The organism is Alphaproteobacteria bacterium (genome assembly GCA_037200005.1).
Classification (GTDB): domain Bacteria; phylum Pseudomonadota; class Alphaproteobacteria; order UBA9219; family RFNS01; genus JBBCGY01.
The window spans coordinates 779807-803988 of record JBBCGY010000001.1 but is presented as its reverse complement, the minus strand read 5'-3'; the positions used below and the strand labels follow the sequence as shown (position 1 = coordinate 803988).

Sequence of the window (24182 nt, the reverse complement as noted above, 5' to 3'; positions counted from 1 at the left end):
CTTCCCACTCACTGATAATACGTTCCTTATGTTCACGAATGAAATCAGCCAATCGCATTTATTGTCTTCTTGCGCAGCATAAGGAGAGGATCACATCACAAATCCCGGATACGGCACTCATGGCATTCAATATGAAAAAATCAAGGCTTTGTTGCAGTTGCGAACACCATCGTAGTCATTCTGTCGAAAAGACCGATTTGTTAAATGATACGCGGTTGACGGGGTATGCTAACCTCGCTTTTCCTTTATAAATTCGGTCCGCTTGCGTTCCCCATGCCCTCCGCTTGAATATGGTTGAATATGCCCCATCGCCACGCCCACCCCAACGCCATGGAAGATACGCGCCACGAACATTTGATTCGCCGCGAAGTCTTCAGCCCCGAGCATCTGGAACAATTTGCGGAAAGCCTGGCCGCCGGGCAAGTCATCAGCCGCGCGCCGGCCAATAACCGCTTGCTCAGAAAGCGGCTGGATTACAACGAACAGCAATTGCGTCATGCCTATCTGGCCATCTCCAAAGCCATCGGCGACGAATTTGAAATGCCGCCTGCCGCCGACTGGGTCGTCGATAATTATTTTATCGCCGAAGAACAGATACGCGCTATCCGCAACAATCTGCCTCCCAGTTATTACCGGGAGCTTCCCAAGCTGGCGCAAGGGCCGCTTGCGGGCTTTCCACGGGTTTACGGCATCGCGCTGGCTTATATCGCGCATACCGACAGCTTCTTTAATCCGGAGCTGCTCGAAAGATTCGTGGTCGCCTATCAGCGCAAACAGTCGCTCAATATCAATGAATTATGGGCGGTCGCCGTCAGCTTGCGCGCCGCCCTGGTGGAAAATCTCTGCCGCACGGCCACGCTGATCATCGACGACCGCAAAGCTCGCGCCAAAGCCGACGAACTGGCCGATGAGCTGCTGAAAGCGGCGGAGGCCGGCCCCAAAGACATCGAGGCCGGCCTGAAGAGCATCGGACAGGCGCGCCTGTCGCCTTCCTTCGCCGTGCAGCTCATCCAGCGGCTGCGCGATCAAGACCCGCGCGTCATTCCGTTTCTTCAGCATCTCGACAGCCGCCTGCAGGAAGAAGGAAGCTCGGCGCAGGAAATCGTCAGCGCCGCCCACCAAAATCAAGGCGCATTAACCGTCACCGTGCGCAACATCATCACCAGCATGAGCCTGATTTCGACCTTCGACTGGGTCGATTTTTTCGAGACGGTCAGCCATGTCGACAAAATGCTCCGCGCCGAAAGCAGCTTTGGCGCCATGGATCTGCCGACGCGCAACCTTTACCGCCGCGCTATCGAAAAACTGGCGCGGCGCTCGAAACTGTCCGAATTGCATGTGGCCGAGCGAACCCTCTGGTTCGCCCAGACCGCCCAGAAACAGGATGAAGCGGCGGGGGTGGCGCGGCGCGCCCATGATCCGGGCTATTACCTGATCGACGCGGGCCGCGCCATGCTGGCCGCCGATATCGGCTACCGGCGCAATTGGATGGACAAGATTCGCGAAGCGCGCCCCGCCGCCAATTTCATCGCGTATATGGTGACCAATATTCTGCTGGTGACCGGCATCATCGAACTCGGCCTCGCCGGCACCGTCCTGCAGAAAAACCCGCCCTGGATTTTATTCACCTTGTCCGCCGCCGCTTTTTTCCCGGCATGGGAAGCGGCGATCACGCTCGTCAATCGCGCCACCCTCTATATTTTCGCGCCGTCCATCCTGCCCGGCATGTCGTTGCGCGAGGGCATTCCCGACGATCTGCGCACCATCATCGTCATCCCCGCGCTCATCGGTTCGGAATCGGATGTCGCGTCGCTGACCGAGCGGCTGGAAGTGCATTATCTGAGCAATGCCGACGATAATTTGCGCTTCGCCCTGCTGACGGACTGGAAAGACGCCGATCAGGAAACGATGCCGGACGACGATCGCTTGCTCGCCCTGACCCGGCAAGCCATTGCCGCGCTCAACCAGCGCCACCCCCTGCCGGACGCGACGCCGCGCTTTCATGTTTTTCATCGCCGCCGCCAATGGAATCCGACGGAGCGGAAATGGATGGGATGGGAGCGCAAGCGCGGCAAGCTGCATGAATTAAACCTGCTGCTGCGCGGCTCCGCGGCCACGAGCTTTCTGGACTCCGCCGATTATGCGGCGTTACAGCTGCCCGAAAATATCCGCTATGTCGTGACGCTGGACGCGGACACGCGCTTGCCGCGCGGCGCCGTCCGAAGATTGATCGGCAAAATGTCCCATCCCCTGAATCGCGCCCATTACGACGCCAAGCAGGGTTACGTGATCGAAGGCTACGGCATCCTGCAGCCCCGCGTTTCCTCGTCGCTGCCGGAACGCCATGCGGATTCTCTTTTCCAGCGCGTCTTCTATCGCGCCAGCGGCATCGACCCCTATGCTTTCGCCATTTCCGATATTTATCAGGATTTGTTCGAGGAAGGCTCGTTCACCGGCAAAGGCATATACGACATCGACGCTTTTGAAAGCGCGGTCACGAAGCGCATTACCGAAAACGCCGTCCTGAGCCACGACCTGATCGAAGGCATCTTCGCCCGCGCCGGCCTCGCCTCGGATATCGAAGTCGTCGAGGAATATCCTTCGCGCTATGACGTCGCCACGACCCGCCAGCATCGCTGGGCGCGAGGCGATTGGCAACTGCTGCCCTGGATATTCGGCCCCTATTCCGATGACATGCCATGGCTGGGTCACTGGAAGATGGTGGACAATCTTCGCCGCACCTTGACGGCCCCCTTTACTTTCCTGGCGCTGCTGGTCGGCCTGACTTTTCCGCCGGGCGCCGCGAGCTTCTGGACCACCTTGATCATCGCCGCCTATACCATGCCGCTGCTGATCAACCTGGTCGAGGGCCTATTGCCGCGCCGGGATACCCCGCGCCTCAGCCATCTTGCCACCTTGTCCGCGGATGCCTGGCGCACCGGCCAGCAGATCATCTTCTTCATCGCCTTCCTGCCGCATCAGGCATGGCTGATGCTGGACGCGGTGCTGCGAACCCTCTGGCGCCTGTATGTTTCCCACCGCAACCTGCTGGAATGGATACCCGCCGCCGAAGCCAAGGTCAGGCGCCTGCGCACGCTGGCCGGATTTTACCGCTATATGCATGGCGGCCTGATTCTGACGGCCATGACCATCATCGTTCTGTCCATGGCGCAATCGGCGATGTGGGTTCTGGCGCTGCCGTTTCTGCTGCTGTGGCTGACAGCCCCCGCGCTGGCGTATTATTCCAGCCTGCCCGCCGCCCCCGCCGATCAAATCAGGCTGGAAGCGGCGGAACAGCTGGAATTGCGCCGGATCGGCCGCGAGACCTGGCGCTATTTCGAGCATTTCGTCACCGCCGCCGACAACTGGCTGCCGCCCGATAATTTTCAGGAAGACCCCGCCCCCATCCTCGCGCATCGCACGTCGCCGACCAACATCGGCCTGTATTTCCTGTCGGCGATCGCCGCTTACGATTTCGGCTGGATTCACCTCGCGGAACTCCTCGAGAGACTGAGCAACAGTTTCGCCACCCTGCACCGGATGGAGCGCTATCGCGGCCATTTCTTCAATTGGTACGACACGACCGATCTGCGTCCGCTTGAGCCGCGCTATATTTCCTCCGTCGATAGCGGCAATCTCGCCGGTTATTTTCTTGTCGTCGTCCAGTTCTGCAAATCGCTGCCGAAACAAAAATGGCTGGCCGCGAACTGGCACGAAGGACTGGGCGATACGCTCGCCATTCTTCATGACGTGCTGGAGCGCGCCGTTCAGCATGCGCCCCATCTCGTCTTGCAGCAGCTGCAAACCAACGCGCAGAGCATGCAGGCCATCCTGCAAAAATATCCCCTGGAAGCCCAGACGCCGGAAAAAGCCTATCATGCGCTGGTCAAGCTCAACGAAATGGCCCTCACCAACGACGATCTCGTGTCGCTCTATGTCGTCGAACGCGGCGATAAAGCCGCCCGCGCCGATACCGACATCAAGCAGTGGTGCCGCGCTGTCGCCGAAGCGATCCAGGCCGATCTTCGGCTCCTGCAGCGCATGATGCCCTGGCTGGCGCAGACGGAACTGATGGCCGCCCTGCCCAAAGAACTGCGCGCCATCCTCGCCGAGACCGTCCCCACGCTGGAAGAACTATCTCATCTGCCTCAAAAAGTCGCCGCGATCGTCGCCGGCCATGATGCCAATTTCGGTTCTCTGTCTGACCTCGTGCGGCAAGGAGCGGTCGCCGCGGAAGTCCTGCTTGCGGCGACCGAAACCCTCGCCGCGCAAGCCGCCGCGTTTTTCAGCGCCATGGAATTCCGTTTCCTGCTCAACCCCCAGCGCAAGATGCTGTCCATCGGCATGCGCGTCGCCGAGGATATCCTCGATCCAAGCTGTTACGATCTGCTGGCCTCCGAAGCGCGCCTGGTCACCATCGTCGCGATCGCGAAGGGCGACATCCACGCTTATTCCTGGTTCAGATTGGGCCGCACCGTCACCGCTATCGGCCATAAGCCCGCGCTGGTCTCCTGGTCGGGATCGATGTTCGAATATCTCATGCCCGCGCTGGTCATGCACGAGCCCGACGCGAGTCTCATCGGCCAGACCAACCGCCTGATCGTCAAGCGGCAAATCGAATATGGCGAAACGCTGGGCATTCCCTGGGGCAATTCGGAATCGGCCTACAACGCCCGCGATTTCGAGATGACGTATCAATATTCCAGCTTCGGCACGCCGGGCTTGGGCCTGAAGCGCGGCCTGAGCGAAAATATCGTCGTCGCGCCTTACGCCACCGCCCTTGCCGCCATGGTCGATCCCGCCAGCGCGCTTAAGAACTACCAGCGCATGGCCGCGCTCGGCGCGCACGGCTATTACGGCTGGTATGAAGCGATCGACTTCACCCATAAGCGCCTGCCCGAAGGCGAGCAATGGGCCGTCGTCCATAATTACATGGCGCATCATCAAGGCATGAGTCTGGTTGCGATCCAGAATGTTCTGCAGAACGGCCGGATGCGCGACCGCTTCCATGCCGATCCGCTGATCCAGGCCACGGAACTTCTATTGCAGGAATTGCCGCCGCGCCACGTCGCTCTGGCCGAGCCGCGTTCCGAGGAAGTCGAAGCCATCGCGCCGATCCGCGAGGTCCAGGTGACCATTCCGCGCGGATTCAAATCCCCGCACAGCCTGACGCCGCAAACGCATCTGCTCGCCAACGGCCAGTACAGCCTGATGGTCACCGCCGCCGGCGGCGGCTATAGCAAATGGCGCGGCGCCTCCATCACCCGCTGGCGCGAAGACCCGACGCGCGACGCCTGGGGCAGCTTCCTCTATATCCGCGACATGCGCAGCGACCGCTACTGGTCGGCGACGTATCAGCCCGTCGGCAAGGAACCGGACGATTATACCGTCATTTTCCATGAGGATCACGCCGAGTATCAGCGGCGCGACGGCGATATTACGACGATCCTGAACATCATCGTCTCGTCCGAAGATCATGGCGAAGTCCGCCGCCTGAGGATATCCAACCACAGCGATACGGACCGTGAAATCGAGCTTACCTCATACGCCGAACTGGTCTTGACGGCGGCGGCAACCGACGCCGCGCATCCGGCATTCTCTAAAATGTTCGTCGAAACCGAATATCTGCCGGAGCTTGGCGCTCTGCTCGCCACCCGCCGCCCGCGCAGTCCCGACGATCCCCCGATTTGGGCGGTTCATCTGGTTTCCACCGGCGGCGAGACCATCGGCGAAATGCAGTATGAAACCGATCGCGCGCGCTTTCTCGGGCGCGGCCACACCGCGCGCCGCCCTATCGCCATGGATGGACGGCCCCTGAGCGATACCGCCGGTTCCGTGCTCGACCCGATTTTCAGCCTGCGCTGCCGCGTGCATCTCAAGCCGCACACATCTACCTATGTCTCTTTCTGGACTCTCGCCGCCTCCTCGCGCCAGGAAGCGCTGGACCTCGCCCACAAATACCGCTCGCGAGGCGCGTACAGCCGCACCGCGGCCCGCGCCTGGACGTTGGCCCAATTGCAATATCAGCATCTCGGCATCACGCCGGACGAGGCGCATCTTTTCCAGAAGCTGGCCAATCCGCTGATCTATTCCAATCCGGCTTTCCGTCCGAAATCGGAAATGATCAAGGCGGGCGCGGGCGCCCAGGCGATCTTATGGCCCGCCGGCATCTCCGGCGACCTTCCCATTCTGCTGCTGCGCGTCGATGTCGCTACCGACATGAAAACCTTGCGCCAGATCGTCAAGGCCCACGGCTATCTTTCGATGAAGGGCCTCGAGTTCGATCTGGTGATTATCAACGAGCAGCCCACCTCCTATCTGGCGACGCTGCAGGATGAGATGGAATTGCTCGTCCGCACGCGCCAGGCTTTGCCCGGCGCCTATGGCGAAGGCGGCAAAGGCAGGATTTACGTGCTGCGCGGCGACCAGCTCGCCGTCGAGACCCGCAAGCTGCTGCAAGCCGCCGCCCGCGTCGTGCTGATGAGCCATCGCGGCAGCCTCGCGGAACAAATCGACATCAATACCCGCGAGGACATCGTCTTTTATCCGCCGCGCCTGCGCCGCGCCGCGCGATTGACCGCCGCGTCCGCCGAGCGCCCCGCTCTGGAATTTTTCAACGGCATCGGCGGTTTCGCCGCCCATGGCCGCGAATATGTCACCATCCTGGCCCCCGGCCAGCACACGCCCACGCCGTGGATCAATGTCATCGCCAATCCCGGATTCGGCTTTCACGTATGCGCGGAAGGAGCGGCCTATACCTGGTCGGGCAACAGCCGCGAGAACAAGCTCACCCCCTGGTCGAACGATCCGGTGAGCAACGAAAGCGGCGAAGCGGTTTACCTGACCGATCTGGACAGCGGCGAGATCTGGTCTCCCGCCGCGACGCCGATCCGCAAGGAAGCCGCGACCTATATCGCGCGGCACGGCATGGGTTACAGCGTCTTTGAAACCACCATCGCCGATATTTTCACCCAGTCGACGCAGTTCGTGCCTTTGAACGACAGCGTGAAGATCACGCGGCTTCGCATCGTCAACAGATCGTCGGCGACGCGGCGGCTGTCGGTCACGTCTTATAATGACTGGGTCTTGGGCGTCGCCGGCAACAGCGCGGCAGGCCTCATCATCACCACCATGGACAATACCACCGGCACCATGTTCGCCCGCAATGCCTGGACGAATAAAGCCGCGGACGAAATCGCCTTCGCCCATCTCGGCGCCAATCATGTCGTCTGGACCGCCGACCGGCGCGAATTCATCGGCCGCAACGGCACCTATCAGCATCCCGCCGCGTTGATGCAAAGCAAAGCCCTGTCCGGCAAAACCGGCGCCGGACTTGATCCTTGCGCCGCGCTGCAGACCACGCTGGTTCTCAAGCCGCGGCAGGAGGTCGAGCTTATTCTCTTGCTCGGCACGGCGGCGAATCCCGCCGAGGCCCAGGCGCTCGCCCGGAAATACGACGCGCAGCATGTCGCGGTCGCGCTGGACGAGGTCAAAGACTATTGGACCGGCATGCTCGGCCAGATTCACGTCAAGACTCCCGACCGCGCCACCGACATCATGCTGAATGGCTGGCTGCTCTATCAGGCCATCGCCTGCCGCATGTGGGCGCGCTCCGCTTTCTATCAGACCAGCGGCGCGTATGGGTACCGCGACCAGCTTCAGGATGTCATGACGGTCGCGCATTGCCAGCCGCAATGGACGCGTCAGCACATTCTGCGCGCGGCGGCCCGGCAGTTCCCCGAAGGCGACGTGCAGCATTGGTGGCTGCCCTCGGCCGCCGACGCGGGGCAAGGCATTCGCACCCGTTTCGCCGACGATGCCCTATGGCTGCCATACGTCACCGCTTATTACATCCATGTCACCGGCGATGCCGCCATTCTCGACGAAGAAGTCCCGTTCCTGGATGGCCGCGTCCTCGCCGATTCCGAGCATGAGGCATTCTATCTGCCCACGGTGTCGTCGCGGATCGCCACGCTGCTTGAACATTGCGCGCTCGCCATCGACCGCAGCCTGACGAGCGGCGCGCACGGGCTGAGTCTGTTCGGCGGCGGCGACTGGAACGACGGCATGAACCGCGTCGGCCTGCACGGCCAGGGAGAAAGCGTCTGGCTAAGCTGGTTCTTGATCGCCACGATCAAGCAATTCACGCCCCATGCGGCCAAACTGGCGCCCGAACGCGCCGCCCGCTGGCAGGAGCACAGCACCCGGCTGGCCGAAGCCGTCGAGCAAAACGCCTGGGACGGCGAATGGTACCGGCGCGGCTATTACGACGACGGCACGCCGCTGGGATCGGCATCCAGCGAAGAATGCCGCATCGATTCCATCGCGCAGTCGTGGGCCGTGATCTCCGGCGCCGCCCAGCCGGAACGCGCCGCCCGCGCCATGCAGGCCGTCGAGCAATATCTGCATATGCCGGACGAGGGCATCGCGCTGCTGTTCAAGCCGCCCTTCAACCACACACCGAAAGACCCCGGCTATATTAAGGGCTATCCGCCCGGCGTGCGCGAAAATGGCGGCCAATACACCCATGCCGCGCTGTGGTCGGTCATCGCCCTGGCAAAGGCGCGGCAAACCGAAAAAGCCTTTTCGCTGTTCAATATGCTCAACCCGATCCGGCATACGGAATCGCGCATGTCCGTATTCCACTATAAGGCGGAGCCCTATGTCGTCGCGGCGGATGTTTACGCCAACCCGCAGCATATGGGCCGCGGCGGCTGGACCTGGTACACCGGCTCCGCCGGCTGGATGTACCGCGCCGGCATCGAAGCGATTTTGGGTCTGCAGGTCGAGGCCGGCAGCTTGCGCCTCGAACCCTGCATTCCCCAAAGCTGGCCCGGTTTCGAGATGCTCTATCGCTATAAATCCGCTCGCTACCACATCAAGGTCCAAAATCGGAGCGGCAAGGGCCACACCGTCACCGCCTGCGAACTGGACGGCCAAAGCTTGCCGCCGGACGCCGCCATCCCGCTCCAAGACGATGGGATGGAACATATTGTTAATGTTGTGCTTTAAGCTTAGGTTTCGGCTCTAATCAATTGTAAACAATTTCACTCTCTAATGGCGGCTGGCCGGGTTTGGCTATTCTATCTCTCGCAGGAACCGTCATGGATATCGTATCCGCCTCAGCTTCGCCGCCGCCACCGCCGTCTGGAGGCAATGATTCCGTCGCGAGCCTGGAAGCGCAAAAGGCGGCCTTGGAAAGAAAAATCGCCGAGGAAAAAGCCAGCACCAAGGACGACGAGAAGACGAAACAGCAAAAAATCGCGCAATACACGCAGCAGATGCAGCAGCTTGAGGCCAAAATTTAGGCCGAGAAGGCGAAATCGAACAAAAAAGACCAGTCCTCGCCCGGCCCGCCGGAAAAAAATCCGGTGACCAGCTCGCAAGACACCGTATCGCAAAACACGCCGCCGACGAGGCTGGACATTCTGGTCTGAAAATTATCTGGTCTGAAGAAATTTGTGCCGTCTCAATCGACCGGGCCGGGATCATTCCATCCGCCGCCAAGAGCCTTCGTAAGATCAACGCTGGCGCTGATCTGTTCCAGGCGAGCTTGCGTGGCGCTGTCTTCCGCCTGCAGCAGCGTGCGCTGCGTATCGAGCAGAGTCTGGAAATCGATGCTGCCGCTGTCGTAACGGGAGCGCGCCAGCTTATAGGCGTTGCGCGACGCGGCGGCGGCGTCCGCGAGCAGCGCCGCGCGGCTGTCGGCGGCGCGCAGCGCGGAAAGCGCGTTGCCCGATTCCTGAAATGCCGTAAGCACCGTCTGACGATAATTCGCCGCCAGCTCTTCCTTGCGTGCCTTGGTGATTTCGAGATCGCTTTCCAGCGCCCCGCCCCTGAACAAAGGCGCGAGCGCCGACGCGCCGAGCGAGAGCAGCGTAGAAGCCGGATTGCCGCTCAATATTCCCGCCGCATCGAGCGTGAGCGAAGGAAAGAACGCCGCGCGCGCGACGCCGATATCCGCGTTGGCGGCCATCAGGCTCGCTTCCGCGCGCCTGATGTCGGGCCGCTGCTGCAACAGCCGGGCGGGCAAGCCGGGAACAATTTTCGGCGCAATCAGCGCGGAGAAATTTTCTTCCTCGACGCGGAAATTCTGCGGCGCTTCGCCCAGAAGCACGGCCAGCTGATTGAGAAAGCCGTCATGATTGGCGGCCAGCGCCGCCATGGCGGCCTGGGCGCTGGCGACCGCCGCTTTCTGTTGTGAAAGCTCAAGGTCGGAAGCAGTTCCCGCTGTGGAACGGGCATCGATGATCGACAGCACGTCCTTGGCGATGGCAAGGTTATCGTCGGCGACGCGGAGCCGTTCGGTCATCGCCAGCGCCTGCGCGTAAGCTTCGACCACGGCGGCGGCCGTAATTATTTTCAGGCTTTCGTGATCGAAGCGGCTGGCCTCGTAATCCGCCTGCGCCGCCGCCGCGCCGGAGCGTATCCTGCCGAACAGATCGACTTCGTAAGAAACCGAAAACCCGATATTGTTGCCGTCGCTCCGGGTCACGATGCCGCTTCTTTCCTGGCGGTCTTTCGTCTGGCTTGCCGAAGCGCTGACTTGCGGAAACAGATCGGCTTCGCTTTTGGTCACGGCGGCGCGAGCCTGCTCGATGCGCTGAAACCCGGCCAGCAGATCGTTATTGCCCGCCAGCGCCTTGGGCACCAATTGGTTCAGCACGCCGCTCTGATAGTCCTGCCACCAGGCCGGTGAAACCGGGGGTTCGTTATTGGCAGAGGCTTCGGGCGCAGCCATATCCTTCCAGTTCGCGCCCGCATCGATAGCAGGCCGTTCATAGTCCGGCGCCAAAGTGCATGCGGAGAGCGACAGAATGAAAAAGGATAATATGATGCGGCGCATGATCATTCCGAGGCCAAAGCGATAACCGGGTCGAGCGCGGCGGCCTTCTTCGCCGGCAGATAGCCGAACAGCAATCCGGTGCCCACCGCGCAGGTAAAGGCAAGCAAAACCGGCATCGCCGAAAACACGACCTCGACATCGAAAAACTTGAGGCAAAAGCCGATCAGAAAGCCGGTAAAGACGCCCATCAGGCCGCCGAGCGTGCAGACCACCGCCGCTTCGGTGCTGAATTGCAGCATGATGTCGCGCGTCCGCGCGCCGGTGGCGATACGGATGCCGATCTCGCGAGTGCGCTCCGTCACGCTGACCAGCATGATATTCATCACGCCGATGCCTCCCACCAGCAAGGATATGGCCGCGACCGTGCCCAGAAGAATGGTGAGCGTATTCTGCGTATTGGTGGCGGTTTCCAGGATAGAGGCCATGTTGCGGATGCTGAAATCCTCGCCGCGGTGGCGGCGAATGAGAAGCGCGGTGATGGCGTCCTGCGTCTCGTCGATCTTGCTCACATCGTCGACGCGCAGCGTGATGGAATTGAGGAAGGTCTTGCCGAAGATGCGCATGATGCCGGTCGTATAGGGAATAAAGACGATGTCGTCCTGATCGGTGCCGAAGCTGGACGCGCCTTTCGCACCCATCACGCCGATGATTTCGAACGGAATGTTCTTGACCAGAATATAGGCGCCGACCGGATTGGCGCTGCCGGGGAAAAGATTGTCCTTCACCGTCTGCCCCAGAATGGCCACCGGCGCATAGCTCTTCAAATCCCGTTCCGTGAAAAAATTTCCCGCCGCCATCGGCCAGTCACGCGTTTCCGGCAGCGCGTAACCCGTGCCCTGAATGCTGGTGGCGTAATCGATGTTGCCATGGCGAACGGTTTGGCGGCTGCTGCGCTCTTCGACCAGGCTATGGACGTTCGGCAACCGCCGGATCGCCACGGCATCGTCCGGCAGCAGCGTGGCGTTGTCGCCGCTCGATCTTACGCCGGGCGCGCCGGGGCGGATCGACAAAAGATTGGTGCCCATCGCGGAAATCTGGTCGAGCACTTTCTGCTTGCTGCCGTCGCCCACCGCCAGCATGACGACGACCGACGCGACGCCGATGATGATCCCGAGCAACGTGAGCAGCGTGCGGAAAAAATTCACCCGCAGCGCCCGAAAAGCCATTTTCGCGGTTTCGGCAAGCTCCGGTATGGCGCTGACCGCGCGCATGTCGTGTTTTCCCGCGATGAGCGCGCCCTCGATGATATCGGCATTCTCCGGCGCGTCGTCGCTGCGCCCGCCGACGGGCGCATCATCAAGGACGCGCCCGTCGGCGAGGCGGACGATGCGGCGGGCGTTCCTGGCCACATGCTCGTCATGCGTGATGAGGATGACGGTCCGCCCTTCCCCATGCAGCGCCTTCAGCAGCGCCATGACTTCGCTGCCGCTTTTGCTGTCGAGCGCGCCCGTCGGCTCATCGGCCAGAATGACCGCCGGATCGTTGACCAGCGCGCGGGCGATCGCCACCCGCTGCTGCTGCCCGCCCGACAGTTCCGCGGGACGATGGGTGACGCGGCTGCCCAGTCCCAATTGCTCGAGCAGGCGTTTCGCTTTCTCCATCCGGTTTTGCTTCGTCGCGCCCGCATAGATCGCCGGAATTTCGACATTCTCCTCGGCGCTGGCCGTCGCGAGCAGATTGTAACGCTGGAAAATAAACCCGAACGTATCGCGCCGGAGCGTGGCAAGGCTGTCCCTGTCCAGCCCGTTCACGACGCGTCCTAATATGCTGTATGTGCCTATACTGGGCTTATCGAGGCACCCAATGATATTCATCAGCGTCGATTTTCCCGACCCCGATTGCCCCATAATGGCGACGAATTCGCCATGGCGGATGACCAAGGACACGCCGTCAAGGGCGCGCACCACGGTGTCGCCGCTCTGATACTGCCTGGAAACATCGACGAGTTCGAGAAGCGGGACGGCCTCCGTCATAGGCGCGGCGTCCTGCCTGGGCCGCCCGGCATGCCGCCCTGGCGAGCGCCGCCGCCGGAAGATTTTTTCGCCGGCTCCGGCACGAGAATTTTTTCGCCTTCGCTCAGGCCCGATTTCACCTCGGCCAGCGTGCGCGTCATCAGCCCGACCGTCACGGTGCGCTCTTCGCGCCGGCCGTTATTATCCACGCTGACCTGATAGGACGCGCCGGCGCCCTCCGCTACCTGCGCGTCCGCGGGCTTGCCGAGGGCGCGCACGGGAATGACGGGCACGTTATGCGCCGCACCGACGATGAAGAAGACCTGCGCGCTCATGCCGGTCATGAGCAGATAATTGGTATTCTCGACATCCACCAACGCGTCATACAGCACGACGTCGTTGATGGTCTCGGGCGTCGGCAGAATCTGGCGTACCTTGCCGTGCCATTTGCGGTCGTCCGCGCCGAGCGTGGTGAAATAGACATCCATTTGCGCGGCAAGGCGCATCACATCGGCTTCGGCGACCTGGACGCGCACGGTCATGATATCGAGATCGGCGACCTGCACGACCACCGGCGCGGTCTGGCTGGCATTCAGCGTCTGCCCCTCGCGCACCGGCTGCGAAACGACCGTGCCGTTCATCGGCGCATAGATTTTCGTATAACTCAGATTCGTCTTGTCGCCGTCCAGCGAGGAGCGCTGCTGGTCCATCTGCGCCTTGAGAGAGTCGATCTTGGCCTCCACGACCTTGAGGGCCGTCTGGCTGTCTTCGAGCGCTTCCTGGCTGATGGCCTTGTTTTTGATAAGGCTGCGGTTGCGGTCGAGGGTCTTCTGCGCGAAAGCTTCCTGCGCCTGCTGCTCGGCCAATTGCGCTTGCAGCGATTTCAGCTGCGCCTCGTCGGCGGCGACTTTCGACTCATAAACCCTCGGATCAATCTCGGCGATCAGATCGCCCTTCTTGACTGGATCGCCGATCTCGACATGAATTTTCTTAAGCTGTCCAGAGACTTGCACGCCGACATCAACGTAATCTCTTGGCTCCAGCTTGCCCTGCGCCGTGACCGTTTCCTCGATATCGCCCAGCCGCACCGGTATGGCCCGCATCTCCGCGCCCGCCGCCCCAGCAGCCGGTTTCTGCCAATAAAGCAAGCCGCCGGCGCCAAGCAAGGCCAGCGCCGCGAAAACCAGAACGGGACGTGATAAGAATCGGCGTTTCATGAAGGTCGGTCGTTCCCCAGATGGATTAGCCAGCATCCGCAAAGGGCGCCGATAGGAAGGATGAACCTAAATTAAGGCATAAAGGTGGACAAGTTTGCGATACGTTAGCCCCCAACATGGGGGGTTTTTCGCCGCAACGCTTTCCACATGGGGAAAATGATGGGAGATGGGGGAAAACCAGGAAGTATCGCGCAACCGAGCCTCCGGCCTTAATGCGACAACGAACGCCCAGCAAGGTTTTTTGCTTGCGGGGACAGCCGCTAGAAAGCAATGCTGGTCTAACGAAATCGATATTACCGGAAGGACAAGGATGAAGGCTATCCAACCGATCAGAAGCCAAGCAGTGTGCAGGAATGTTCTGGCATTTTCGTTGCTTTGCCTTTTGATCTTTACGGGTATTCCGGCGCAAAACGGAAGTGGCTGTGCATCGTTTAGAATGACTGGCGGAGATGAGGCGAAAAAACCCTCTATACTGTTTTTTCTTCTTATCTATTATGTCATTATCATATTGAAATGCACCATAAATATTCAGTTTCCCGCCTGTGTGGCTTAAAAAGAGTCCTTAGAGCATGTCAAAATAAATAACAAATATAGTCTTTTTCGTTATTTGAGTCCTTGCAACTCATGCTCATGAGAGCTAATCTGGCTTAACTAATGAAAATCGCAATTTTTGTTACTTGTGATCATGTCAGCCAAGCCAATCAATAAGCGCATTGGGCGCTATGTTAAATGCTCCGCCGCTGGCAACGAGCCTTACAAGGCGTACCTGCCGCCTAAATTGCCGCCCGATCCGCCGCTGCGGATGGAGGAGCTTTATCCGCTGCTCGACAAAGCGAATACGGCGCTAGGCCGGCTCGACGGCATGAGCATGGTGCTGCCGGACCCGGCTTTGTTCCTTTATATGTATATCCGCAAGGAGGCCGTGCTGTCTTCGCAGATCGAGGGCACGCAGTCTTCTCTGTCCGATCTGCTGCTGTTCGAGACGGATGAGGTGCCCGGCGTGCCGATGGATGATGTGACGGAAGTCTCCTGTTACGTCGCGGCGATGAATTACGGGCTGGAGCGGCTGAAGGAGTTTCCGCTGTCTCTGCGCCTGATGCGGGAGATCCATGAGAAGCTGATGAGCAACGCCCGGGGCGGCCATAAAATGCCGGGCGAATTCCGAAAATCGCAGAACTGGATTGGCGGCTCGCGTCCCGGCAATGCCCGCTTTGTGCCGCCGCCGCCAGAAAAGCTGATGGATACGCTCGGACAGTTCGAGAAATTCTTGCATGACGAGAAGACCCCGCTCCCGGCTCTCATCAAAGCAGCACTGGCGCATGTGCAGTTCGAGACCATCCATCCCTTTCTCGACGGCAATGGCCGTCTGGGGCGGCTGCTGATCACATTCATTCTCTGCGTTGAGGGCGTGCTGAAAACGCCCCTGCTCTATCTCAGCCTTTATCTAAAGGCCAACCGCCAAGCCTATTACGACCATTTGCAGGCCGTGCGCGAAACCGGCGATTGGGAGTCCTGGATCAAATTTTTCCTGACCGGCGTTGCCGAAACCGCAACTCAGGCAGCTGAAACAGCGCAGGCCATCATCGCGCTATTCGGCAAGGACAAAGAGCGGATTATCGAAGCAGACAAATCCGCAGCATCAGTGCTGGCCGTGCATGCCTATCTGCAGCGGCATCCGGTTGCCACGACGGCCAAAATCAGGACCGCTTGCAATGTATCTCTGCCTACCGCGCTCAGGGCGCTGGGGGTGCTGGAAGAGCTGGGCATCGTGCGCGAGATGACCGGCAAGGAGCGGCACAAGGTCTTTTCCTATCAGGCTTATTTGGATATCCTGAATCAGGGCACGCGGCCTTTTGATCGGATATGATTGAAGAATAAAAAAACCGGGCTTCAGGAAGGGCTGTCCGAGTCTTATATTCTGCTCTTGGTTGCAATTATCAGGGCTTTGCCATAGCCTCTCTTCATCGTGAGCATGGGGAGAAGAATATGCGTTTAATTGCGGCAGCGGTCGTTTTTCTTTTCTCCTTGCCTGTTCTTGCTGCTTCTCCCGCCACACAGCCCGTTACGGCCAATAAAGTCGAGGGACCTGTCACGGGCGCACTGCCGGATACAATTTCTCTGACGCTTAACCCCTATTTAAGCGCGGAGCCAGGTTTGGCGGGAGCCTCGCCGCTGCAAGTTAGATTTTGTTCGTCTAAGAAAATCCAGCAGACGCTGACGGTTAATGGCAAATCTGTGCAGCAGAGCCGACTCGAGTGCTATCGCCCGGATCGCAAATTGCGCCTCGCGGGCCGCAGGCAGCTAACCGGAATTACCGTCACGCCAGCCATCGAAGGCGAATGGCGCTGGACTGACGATTACAGCCTGACATTCGAGCCGAAAAAGCCCTGGCCTGCGGGAGAAAAATATCATGTCGAATTCGCGCGCGATGTTTTTCCGTCGCAGGTCGTTCTGACCGGCGGGACCTATAATTTCGCTACCCAGCCTCTGACGCCGGAAATTGCGTCGATGGCGTTCTTCCAGGATCCTAATGACGTGGAAAAGCGCGGTGTTTCCGCGACCATCACATTCAATACGCCGGTTGCCGCCGACATGCTCAAGAAGCATTTCGATCTTTCGATCATCGAATACGAGGATGACGCCAAAAAGCCGGAAGGCAAAGCTAGAACCGTCGCCGAGCATGTTTCCTACGACATGGTAATGAATGACGAGGGAACCGAAGCCACCGTTACGGCGCCCATCACCGTCATTCCCGACAAACAGCGATATATGCGGGCGGTCATCGCGCCGGGACTGACAGCAGTATCCGGCGGCGCGGCCCTGGCCGCGAAAGGAGCCGGGCGATTGAAGGAAGAGGCTGGAATCCCCAGCCGCTATAGCTATGCGCGCATCACGCAGGTTGAGACGCGCATCGTCAAAAACGACCGCTATGAGCCGGAACAGATGCTCATCATCACGTCGAACGTGCCGATGACAAGCGAAGATCTGCGCAAGCATCTGAAAATTTTCGAATTGCCCAAGGACAAGGCCGCGTCCACGCCGGGCTTTCCTCCAAAACAGGATTATGCGTGGACAAGCTCGGCTGAAGTCGATGACGCTCTGCTCAAGGCCTCGGAAGAACTGAAATTCACCGTCCAGCCGACGGCGGAAGATTATGACACGGTGCATGGCATCAAGTTCGAGGGGCATGCCGGCCGCTGGCTCTATGTCAGCATAGCGAAAAACCTGCCTGCCAAGGGCGGCTACGTTCTGGCGGATGACGTCAAGGACACCGTCGAGATTCCCGCTTATGGCAAGGAGGTCAAGCTGCTGAGCGACGGGGCGCTTTTGGCGCTCCATGGCGAAAAGAAAGTATCGGTCTACTCGCTCGGCGCGTCGAAGATGCGCTTCGAAGTGCGCCGAATCATGACCAGGGATATCGCGCATTTCGTAAGCCAGACGCATGGCCGCTTCGAAAATCCGAGCTTCGAGTACGGAAATTTCTCGGAAGACAATGTGAGTGAAGTTTTCAAGCAGGAAGCCGACCTGCCTGCCGCGGACCCGCGCAAGCCGCAATTCTCGGTCTTCGATTTCAAGCCCTATCTTGCCGCCGCGGGAGAGCCGAAATCGGGAGAGTCGCCTAAGGGCAAGGGCCTGTTCCTGTTCACCGCCGTCGCGCTCGACAAGGATAAGGATGGGAAAGAGAGGACGGTCGGCCAGGATCAGCGCTTCGTCCTTCTTTCCGATCTTGGCATTATCGTCAAAACCGCGCGCGACGGCACGCGCGACATATTCGTGCAGTCCGTCACGGAGGGCGCTCCTGTCTCGAATGCCGAGATCGAGGTTCTGGGATTGAACGGTCTGCCGATTGCAAAGGCAAAGACCGCTGCCGACGGTCACGCCGTCCTCCCCGATCTTTCGGGCTATGACCGGGAAAAGCGTCCCGTCGCCTATATCGTCCGGCATGAGGGCGATCTTTCCTTCATGCCTTATGACCGCAGCGACCGCGAAGTTGACTATTCAAAATATGATACCGATGGAATCAATGTTTCCGAAGAAGGGCTGAAAGCCTATCTCTTTTCCGATCGCGGCATCTACCGCCCCGGCGAAGACATCCATATCGGCGTGATCGTCAAGCAGGGGGATTGGGCGCAGGATTTGAGCGGCCTGCCGCTGCAAATGGAGGTGAGCAATCCGCGTGGCCGCATCGTCCGCAAATCCGTGCTCAAAATGGACCGCACCGGCTTCGTCGAGTACGGCTTCTCGACGCAAGACATCTCCCCGACCGGGGTTTACAATATTCGCCTGTCAATCAACAAAGGCGATGCCAGCCGCCAGCTGGGCAGCACGTCCGTCCGCGTCGAGGAATTCCTGCCCGACACAATGAAGATCTCGGCGGATTTCAACAGGCCGATGCCCAAAGGATGGATGACGCCCGAGGGCCTGAAAGCTGTCGTAAGCCTGCGCCATCTCTATGGCGCGCCTGCGGTCGGGCACCGCGTCAAAGCCAATATAAACGTCGCGCCCGGAAGCTTTGCTTTCAAGGATTACGCGGACTATAGCTTTTTCGATGCGCGCAAGAGCGACAAGAGCTTCGATCACCCGCTGGGAGACGCCAAGACCGACGCAGAGGGCAGCGCAACCTTCGATCTCAATCTTGCCCAATTCGGCAATACCACATACCGCCTGACCTTCTTCAGCGAAGGATTCGCGCAAGATTCTGGCCGGGGTGTCCGCGCCGCGAAGACTGTGCTGATTTCTCCATCGCCCTATGTCGTCGGCATGAAGCCTTCGGGCAATCTTGAATATGTCAACAAGGCGGAGAGCCGAAGCGTCCATTTTATCGCGCTCGATCCGGAGCTGCGCCATGTCGCGGTGCAGAAACTCGAAAGCCGCCTGATCAAGATCACCTACGTCTCCTCTCTCGTGAAAGACGAGCGCGGCGGCTATACCTATCGCTCGGTGCCAAAGGAAACCGAGATCGGCAAGACCTCTATCGATATCCCGGAAAATGGCCTGTCGTACAAACTCGATACCGCCGCGCCCGGCAGTTATCAGATCGTGCTGGCCGACTCGTCGGGCATGATTCTCAGCCGCGTCCCCTATACCGTTGTCGGCGAAGGCAATATGCTCGGCCATGCGCGCAAGGATGCCGTGCTTACCGTGCGGCTCGACAAGGCAGCTTACGCGAGCGGCGACAAGATTGCCATGAACGTCGTCGCTCCCTACGCAGGCGCGGGACTGATCACCATCGAGACGGACAGGGTCATCGCCTATAAATGGTTCCGCGCCGCGACGCCAAGCTCGATGCAGAGCATCGAGCTTCCCGGAAATTTCAGCGGCAAGGGCTTCGTGAACATCGCCTACGTCCGGTCTATAGATTCGCGCGAAGTCTATACGCAGCCTTTCGCCTATGCCGTCACGCCGTTTTATGCTTCGACATCGGCCATCGACAGCGGCATTCAACTCATCGTTCCGGAGAAAATCAAGCCCGGCGAGACGCTGAGCATCCATTACAAGATAAAAAATCCCGGCAAGATCGCAATTTTCGCGGTGGATGAGGGCATTTTGCAATATGGCCGCTACAAGACGCCGGATCCGCTCGGCTATTTCGTCAATCAGCGGGCGCTCCAAGTTGGCACCGCGCAGATTCTCGATCTGCTGATGCCCGAATACTCCCTTCTGAGGGATATGGCGGCTTCCGGCGGGGACGGCGCGCTGAATGACGGCAAGAATCTCAATCCCTTCAAGCGCAAAACATTGCCGCCCGCCGTTTACTGGTCGGGTATCATCGATGCCGGGCCTGAGGAAAAGAGCCTCGATTATCAGGTGCCGGAATATTTCAACGGCAGCCTGCGCGTCATGGCGGTCGCGGTATCCGACCGCGATATGGCGGCGGCGGAAACCAAGTCTTTCGTGCGCGGCGATATCATTATATCGCCCAATGCGCCGCTCTTTGCCGCGCCGGGCGATGAGTTCACGGTTGGACTGAGCATTGCCAACAATATCCCCGGCTCCGGCAAGGAGGCCAAGATGAACCTTTCGGCATCCGCATCCGAGCATCTGGAAATTCTTGACGGCAAAGAGAGCATAGTCGTCGTGCCGGAAGGAAGCGAGGCGGCGGCCCATATCCGCGTGCGCGCCAAAACGATCCTCGGCGGCGCCAGCCTGACTTTCATCGCCTCGCTTGGGGATAAATCGGCGCATAGCGAGACGACTCTTAGCGTACGCCCGCCCCTGCCCAGCATGACGGCGCTGCACACGGGTTATATTCCCGGCGGAGAAAAAGTCGTGCGCCAGGATCGCAATCTCTATAAGGAATTCGCCAAAGCCGATGCCACTCTCTCCACTTCGCCGCTCAGCCTCGTGCCCGGTATGGCGGATTATCTCGAGAAGGATCCTTGCGGCTGCACCCTTGCCCTGATCGGGCGCGCCATGCCGGCTGTCTTGCTTTACGGTATGCCGGAGCTGGGCGGCGACGCGAAAATCGCCGAGATCAGTGTCGCCAATGCCATGGATCGCTTGCGCGAAACGCAGAACCAGGACGGGGGTTTCGGTTTCTGGGGCTATTATTTTGAATCCGCCAGCGATCCTTTCATTAGCGCCTATGCTTTTCATTACATGCTGCTGGCGCGGGAAAAGCATTTGCCGGTTCCGGATGATTTATTCGAACAGGCGAGGCAATATTTGCGGAGAATGGTGGAGCGCGCGCCATCATCCATGAGCGAAGCCAGAACGCAGGCGTATGGCGTTTATCTTCTGACCCGCAACGGCGACGTGACGGCCGGAGCGCTGCCCAAGCTGCTCGACTATCTCAATGATGATCAAAAATCGTCCTGGAAGCATGATCTGGCCGCCGTCTATGTCGCTGCGGCTTATAAAAAGATGCAGCTCAAGGATGAGGCCCAGGCGCTGATGGATCAATTCGATCTCGGCGAGCCGGTATACTGGAAGAGCAGCCCGGGCTATATCGCGGACGATGACGGATTCTACAACAGCCTTAACCGCTACGCGCAATATCTCAGCATCAGCGCGACGGATTTTCCCGAACGGCTGGTCAAGCTTGATCGTAATATCCTGTTCCGTATCGCCAACTTCATCGGCGAGGGAAGCTATAACGTCCTTTCCTCATCTTATGCGATCATGGCTTTTGCCGATTACGCACAAGCTTCCGAAAAAGCGATCAACGCCCAGCTTGTGATCGCGGAAGATGACGGCAGCGGGAAGTATGCGCCGCTGTCTTTGACGGGCGATCTGGTGCGCCGTGCGGCGCTTGCCGCGGCAAGCGGGAATGTCAAATTCGGCGGTGGCGGTCCATACGGGCTGTTTTACCAGATCGCGACGGACGGCTATGACCGCGACACGGCGGCTCGGCCTATCGAAGACGGGCTGGAGATTGAAAAGAAAATCCTTGGTGCCGATGGCAGGCCGGCGAAGGAGCTGCCCGTCGGCTCGACGGCCGAAGTGGTTATCACGATGCGCGCGCATGGCGAGAAAATCCTCGATAATATAGCTCTCGTTGACCTGCTGCCCGCAGGTTTCGAGCTTGCGCCGGATAAAGCGGCATCCGCCACGGACGCCGCCAACGACAACGCCGACAGCGACCAAGATTCCGGCTCTAGCGGCGACAATAAAAAAGGCGATGCGCCCGCCGCTGATCCATGGTCGCCCATAGCCATCGATCGCCGCGAGGACAGGGTCAACGCCTATGGAAATGTGCCGCCCGAGCCGGTAGTCTTCAGCTATAAGATCAAGGCCGTCAATGCGGGTAGTTTCGCTGTTCCCCCTGCCTATGCGGAGTCCATGCGCGAGCGCAGCGTTAAGGCCCGCGGCGTCACCGCGGCAATCAGCGTCAAATGATCCGCTCACGGCAATGCGGCATGGCGCTGGCTTGCGCGACGCTCGTTTTCTTGGCCTGCGCCGCATTTCTGGCGAAGAAGCCCCGCCTTCTCGACGATGTCGCGTTCTCGCGCGCAGTTTTCGACCGGCAGGGCGCGCTGCTGCGGCTTACCATCGCGCCGGACCAGAAATACCGCTTATTCACGCCGCTGCATGATATCGCTCCGGCTTTGCGCGAGGCGACTCTGCTGCATGAAGACCGGCATTTTTATGCTCACCCGGGCGTGAATCCTCTCGCGGTGTTCCGCGCTTTTCTGCAGACCTATTTGGCCGGCGGGCGCAAGCTGGGCGCATCGACCATCACGATGCAGCTTGCCCGTCTCAAATACGGACTTTATACGCGCAATTTCACCGGAAAACTGATGCAGATGGCGCAGGCGCTCCGCTTTGAATGGCATTACAGCAAGGATGAAATTCTTGAGGCTTATCTCAACCTGGCTCCTTACGGATACAATATCGAAGGCGCCGGAGCAGCCGGCGCTATATATTTTCACGCTGCGCCGCGGGATTTGACTTTGCCCCAGGCTTTGACCCTCGCGGCCATTCCGCAAAGCCCCACGCGGCGGCGTCCGGAAGCCGCCAATGCTACTAAGCCCGCACTTATCGCCGCACGCAACCAGCTGTTCGGCGAGTGGCTTTCCGAACATTCTGAAGCCGCTGCGCAGAAACCTTTTTTTGCGCTCCCCATGCCCACCTATGGCATTGCGGATATTCCCTTCGAAGCGCCGCATTTGACGAACAAGCTTCTGGCGCAATATCCGGATTCGCCTGTCATAACGGCGACGATTGACCTCGAAGTCCAGAAGCTTCTCGAAACCATCCTCGCGGGCTATGTGCGCGACCGGCGCGAGACGGGAATCGAAAATGGCGCCGCGTTGCTCGTCGATACGCGGAGCATGCAAGCGGTGGCAAGCATCGGCTCGGCGGATTTTCGCAATCGCGCCATCAAGGGCCAGATCGACGCCACCCGAGTCGGACGCTCGCCGGGATCGGCCCTGAAACCGTTTATCTATGCCCTAGCCTTCGATCAAGGCTTGATCCATCCTTATTCGGTTCTCGGGGACGCGCCGGCAAGTTTCGGCAGCTATACGCCCGATAACTTCGATCATGATTTCCGCGGCCCGATTACGGTGCGCGACGCCTTGCGCCTCAGCCGCAATATTCCGGCCATCAAGCTTGCCGCGCGGCTTCGGCATCCCGACCTTTATGACTTCTATGCCAAAGCCGGAGTCAGCAAGCTGAAAGCGAAGCAGGATTACGGGCTTTCCCTCGTCTTGGGCACCGCGCCGGTGACGATGCGCGCGCTTGCCGGGTTATACGCCGCGTTGGCGAATGATGGAAACCAGCGGCCGATCATGTTCCAGACGACCATTAATGAGCCCCAAGACCTGAAAAGACTGCTCAGCCCGGAAGCCAGCTTCATGACGCTTGATATTCTAAGCGCCACGCCACGCCCTTTTCATTCCGAGAATGAAACCGGCATATACTGGAAGACGGGCACGTCCAACGGCTATCATGACGCGTGGTCGGCGGGAGTTTTCGGCCATTACGTCCTGATCGTTTGGGTAGGCAATATGGACGGCAGGAACAGCCCAGCCTTGACCGGTATTCGCGCCGCTGCGCCATTGTTCTTTGCGATGGCGGATGCGGTCAAGGCCATGAAGCCACAGCGCGACCTTATCGCCGTTAAAGCTGATAAGCTACATTTGCGGCGCGTCGATGTCTGTGCTTCAACCGGGGACCTCACGCTGGAAGATTGCCCTGCCGTTGCGCGCAGCTGGTTCATCCCCGGTGTCTCGCCCATCAAGGGTCCGAATGTTTTCCGCCGCATTCTTGTCGACCTTGCCACGGGCAAGCGCGCATGCGCCTTTATATCCGGACGTACCGTCTATAAAACTTATGAAGTCTGGCCGAGCGACTTGCAGCAAGTGATGCGGCAGGCAGGCCTCAACCTGGATGCCATGCCGCCGCCGGACCAAAATTGCGCCGTCAGGGAACAGGGCGGTGGCGGAAAGCCGGTGATTATTTCTCCCCAATCCGGCATGGTCTATCATGCAAACCTGCAAAGCGGCGGTGAGGAGGGTGTGACCTTCGACGCGGTGGCGGATGGGGCGACCGAATATCTCTATTGGTTCGTCGACAACAAGTACTTCGGCAAAGCTCGGCCCGGAGAGAGCTTGCAATGGAATCCCAAGCCCGGCCTCCATAACGTCAGCGTCGTCGATAACGCCGGCCGCGCTGATTCATCGCAAATGCAGGTTCTGGCCGCGCCATAAAAGAAAAAACGTG

General features: G+C 59.6%; 9 protein-coding genes. 5 read left to right on the top strand and 4 right to left on the bottom strand.

What is annotated here, in order from left to right; genetic code table 11:
• Nucleotides 1-300: 300 nt before the first annotated feature.
• Together WDO70_04025 and WDO70_04020 are read left to right on the top strand one after the other, a co-directional pair.
• Entirely contained in the window at nucleotides 301-9012 is an 8712-nt protein-coding gene (locus WDO70_04025) for a glucoamylase family protein (GenBank protein ID MEJ0062375.1), read from the top strand.
• A gap of 92 nt (nucleotides 9013-9104) precedes the next feature.
• Entirely contained in the window at nucleotides 9105-9308 is a 204-nt protein-coding gene (locus WDO70_04020; GenBank protein ID MEJ0062374.1) for a hypothetical protein, read from the top strand.
• Here the strand turns inward: WDO70_04020 and WDO70_04015 are convergent.
• From WDO70_04015 to WDO70_04000, 4 genes are read right to left on the bottom strand one after another with little or no spacing between them, the layout of a single operon-like run.
• On the bottom strand, nucleotides 9305-9427 hold the full coding sequence (locus WDO70_04015) for a hypothetical protein (GenBank protein MEJ0062373.1): 123 nt from the start codon (nucleotides 9425-9427) through the stop codon (nucleotides 9305-9307). The two genes, WDO70_04020 and WDO70_04015, sit on opposite strands and share 4 nt — an antisense overlap.
• Nucleotides 9428-9469: 42 nt before the next feature.
• On the bottom strand, nucleotides 9470-10846 hold the full coding sequence (locus tag WDO70_04010) for an efflux transporter outer membrane subunit (protein ID MEJ0062372.1): 1377 nt from the start codon (nucleotides 10844-10846) through the stop codon (nucleotides 9470-9472).
• 2 nt (nucleotides 10847-10848) lie between these two features.
• Nucleotides 10849-12819, bottom strand: coding sequence for a MacB family efflux pump subunit (locus WDO70_04005; GenBank protein MEJ0062371.1), 1971 nt, complete (start codon nucleotides 12817-12819; stop codon nucleotides 10849-10851).
• On the bottom strand, nucleotides 12816-14015 hold the full coding sequence (locus WDO70_04000; GenBank protein ID MEJ0062370.1) for an efflux RND transporter periplasmic adaptor subunit: 1200 nt from the start codon (nucleotides 14013-14015) through the stop codon (nucleotides 12816-12818). Before WDO70_04000 ends, WDO70_04005 begins: the two co-directional genes overlap by 4 nt.
• 685 nt (nucleotides 14016-14700) lie before the next feature.
• Between WDO70_04000 and WDO70_03995 the strand changes: the two genes are divergently transcribed.
• From WDO70_03995 to pbpC, 3 genes are all read left to right on the top strand, one after another.
• Nucleotides 14701-15882, top strand: coding sequence for a Fic family protein (locus WDO70_03995; GenBank protein MEJ0062369.1), 1182 nt, complete (start codon nucleotides 14701-14703; stop codon nucleotides 15880-15882).
• A 119-nt stretch (nucleotides 15883-16001) separates the two neighbouring features.
• A complete protein-coding gene (locus WDO70_03990) occupies nucleotides 16002-21854 on the top strand; it encodes an alpha-2-macroglobulin (protein MEJ0062368.1) in 5853 nt (1950 codons plus the stop codon).
• On the top strand, nucleotides 21851-24169 hold the full coding sequence (pbpC, locus tag WDO70_03985; protein ID MEJ0062367.1) for a penicillin-binding protein 1C: 2319 nt from the start codon (nucleotides 21851-21853) through the stop codon (nucleotides 24167-24169). The genes WDO70_03990 and pbpC overlap by 4 nt, the downstream gene beginning before the upstream one ends.
• Nucleotides 24170-24182 lie beyond the last annotated feature (13 nt).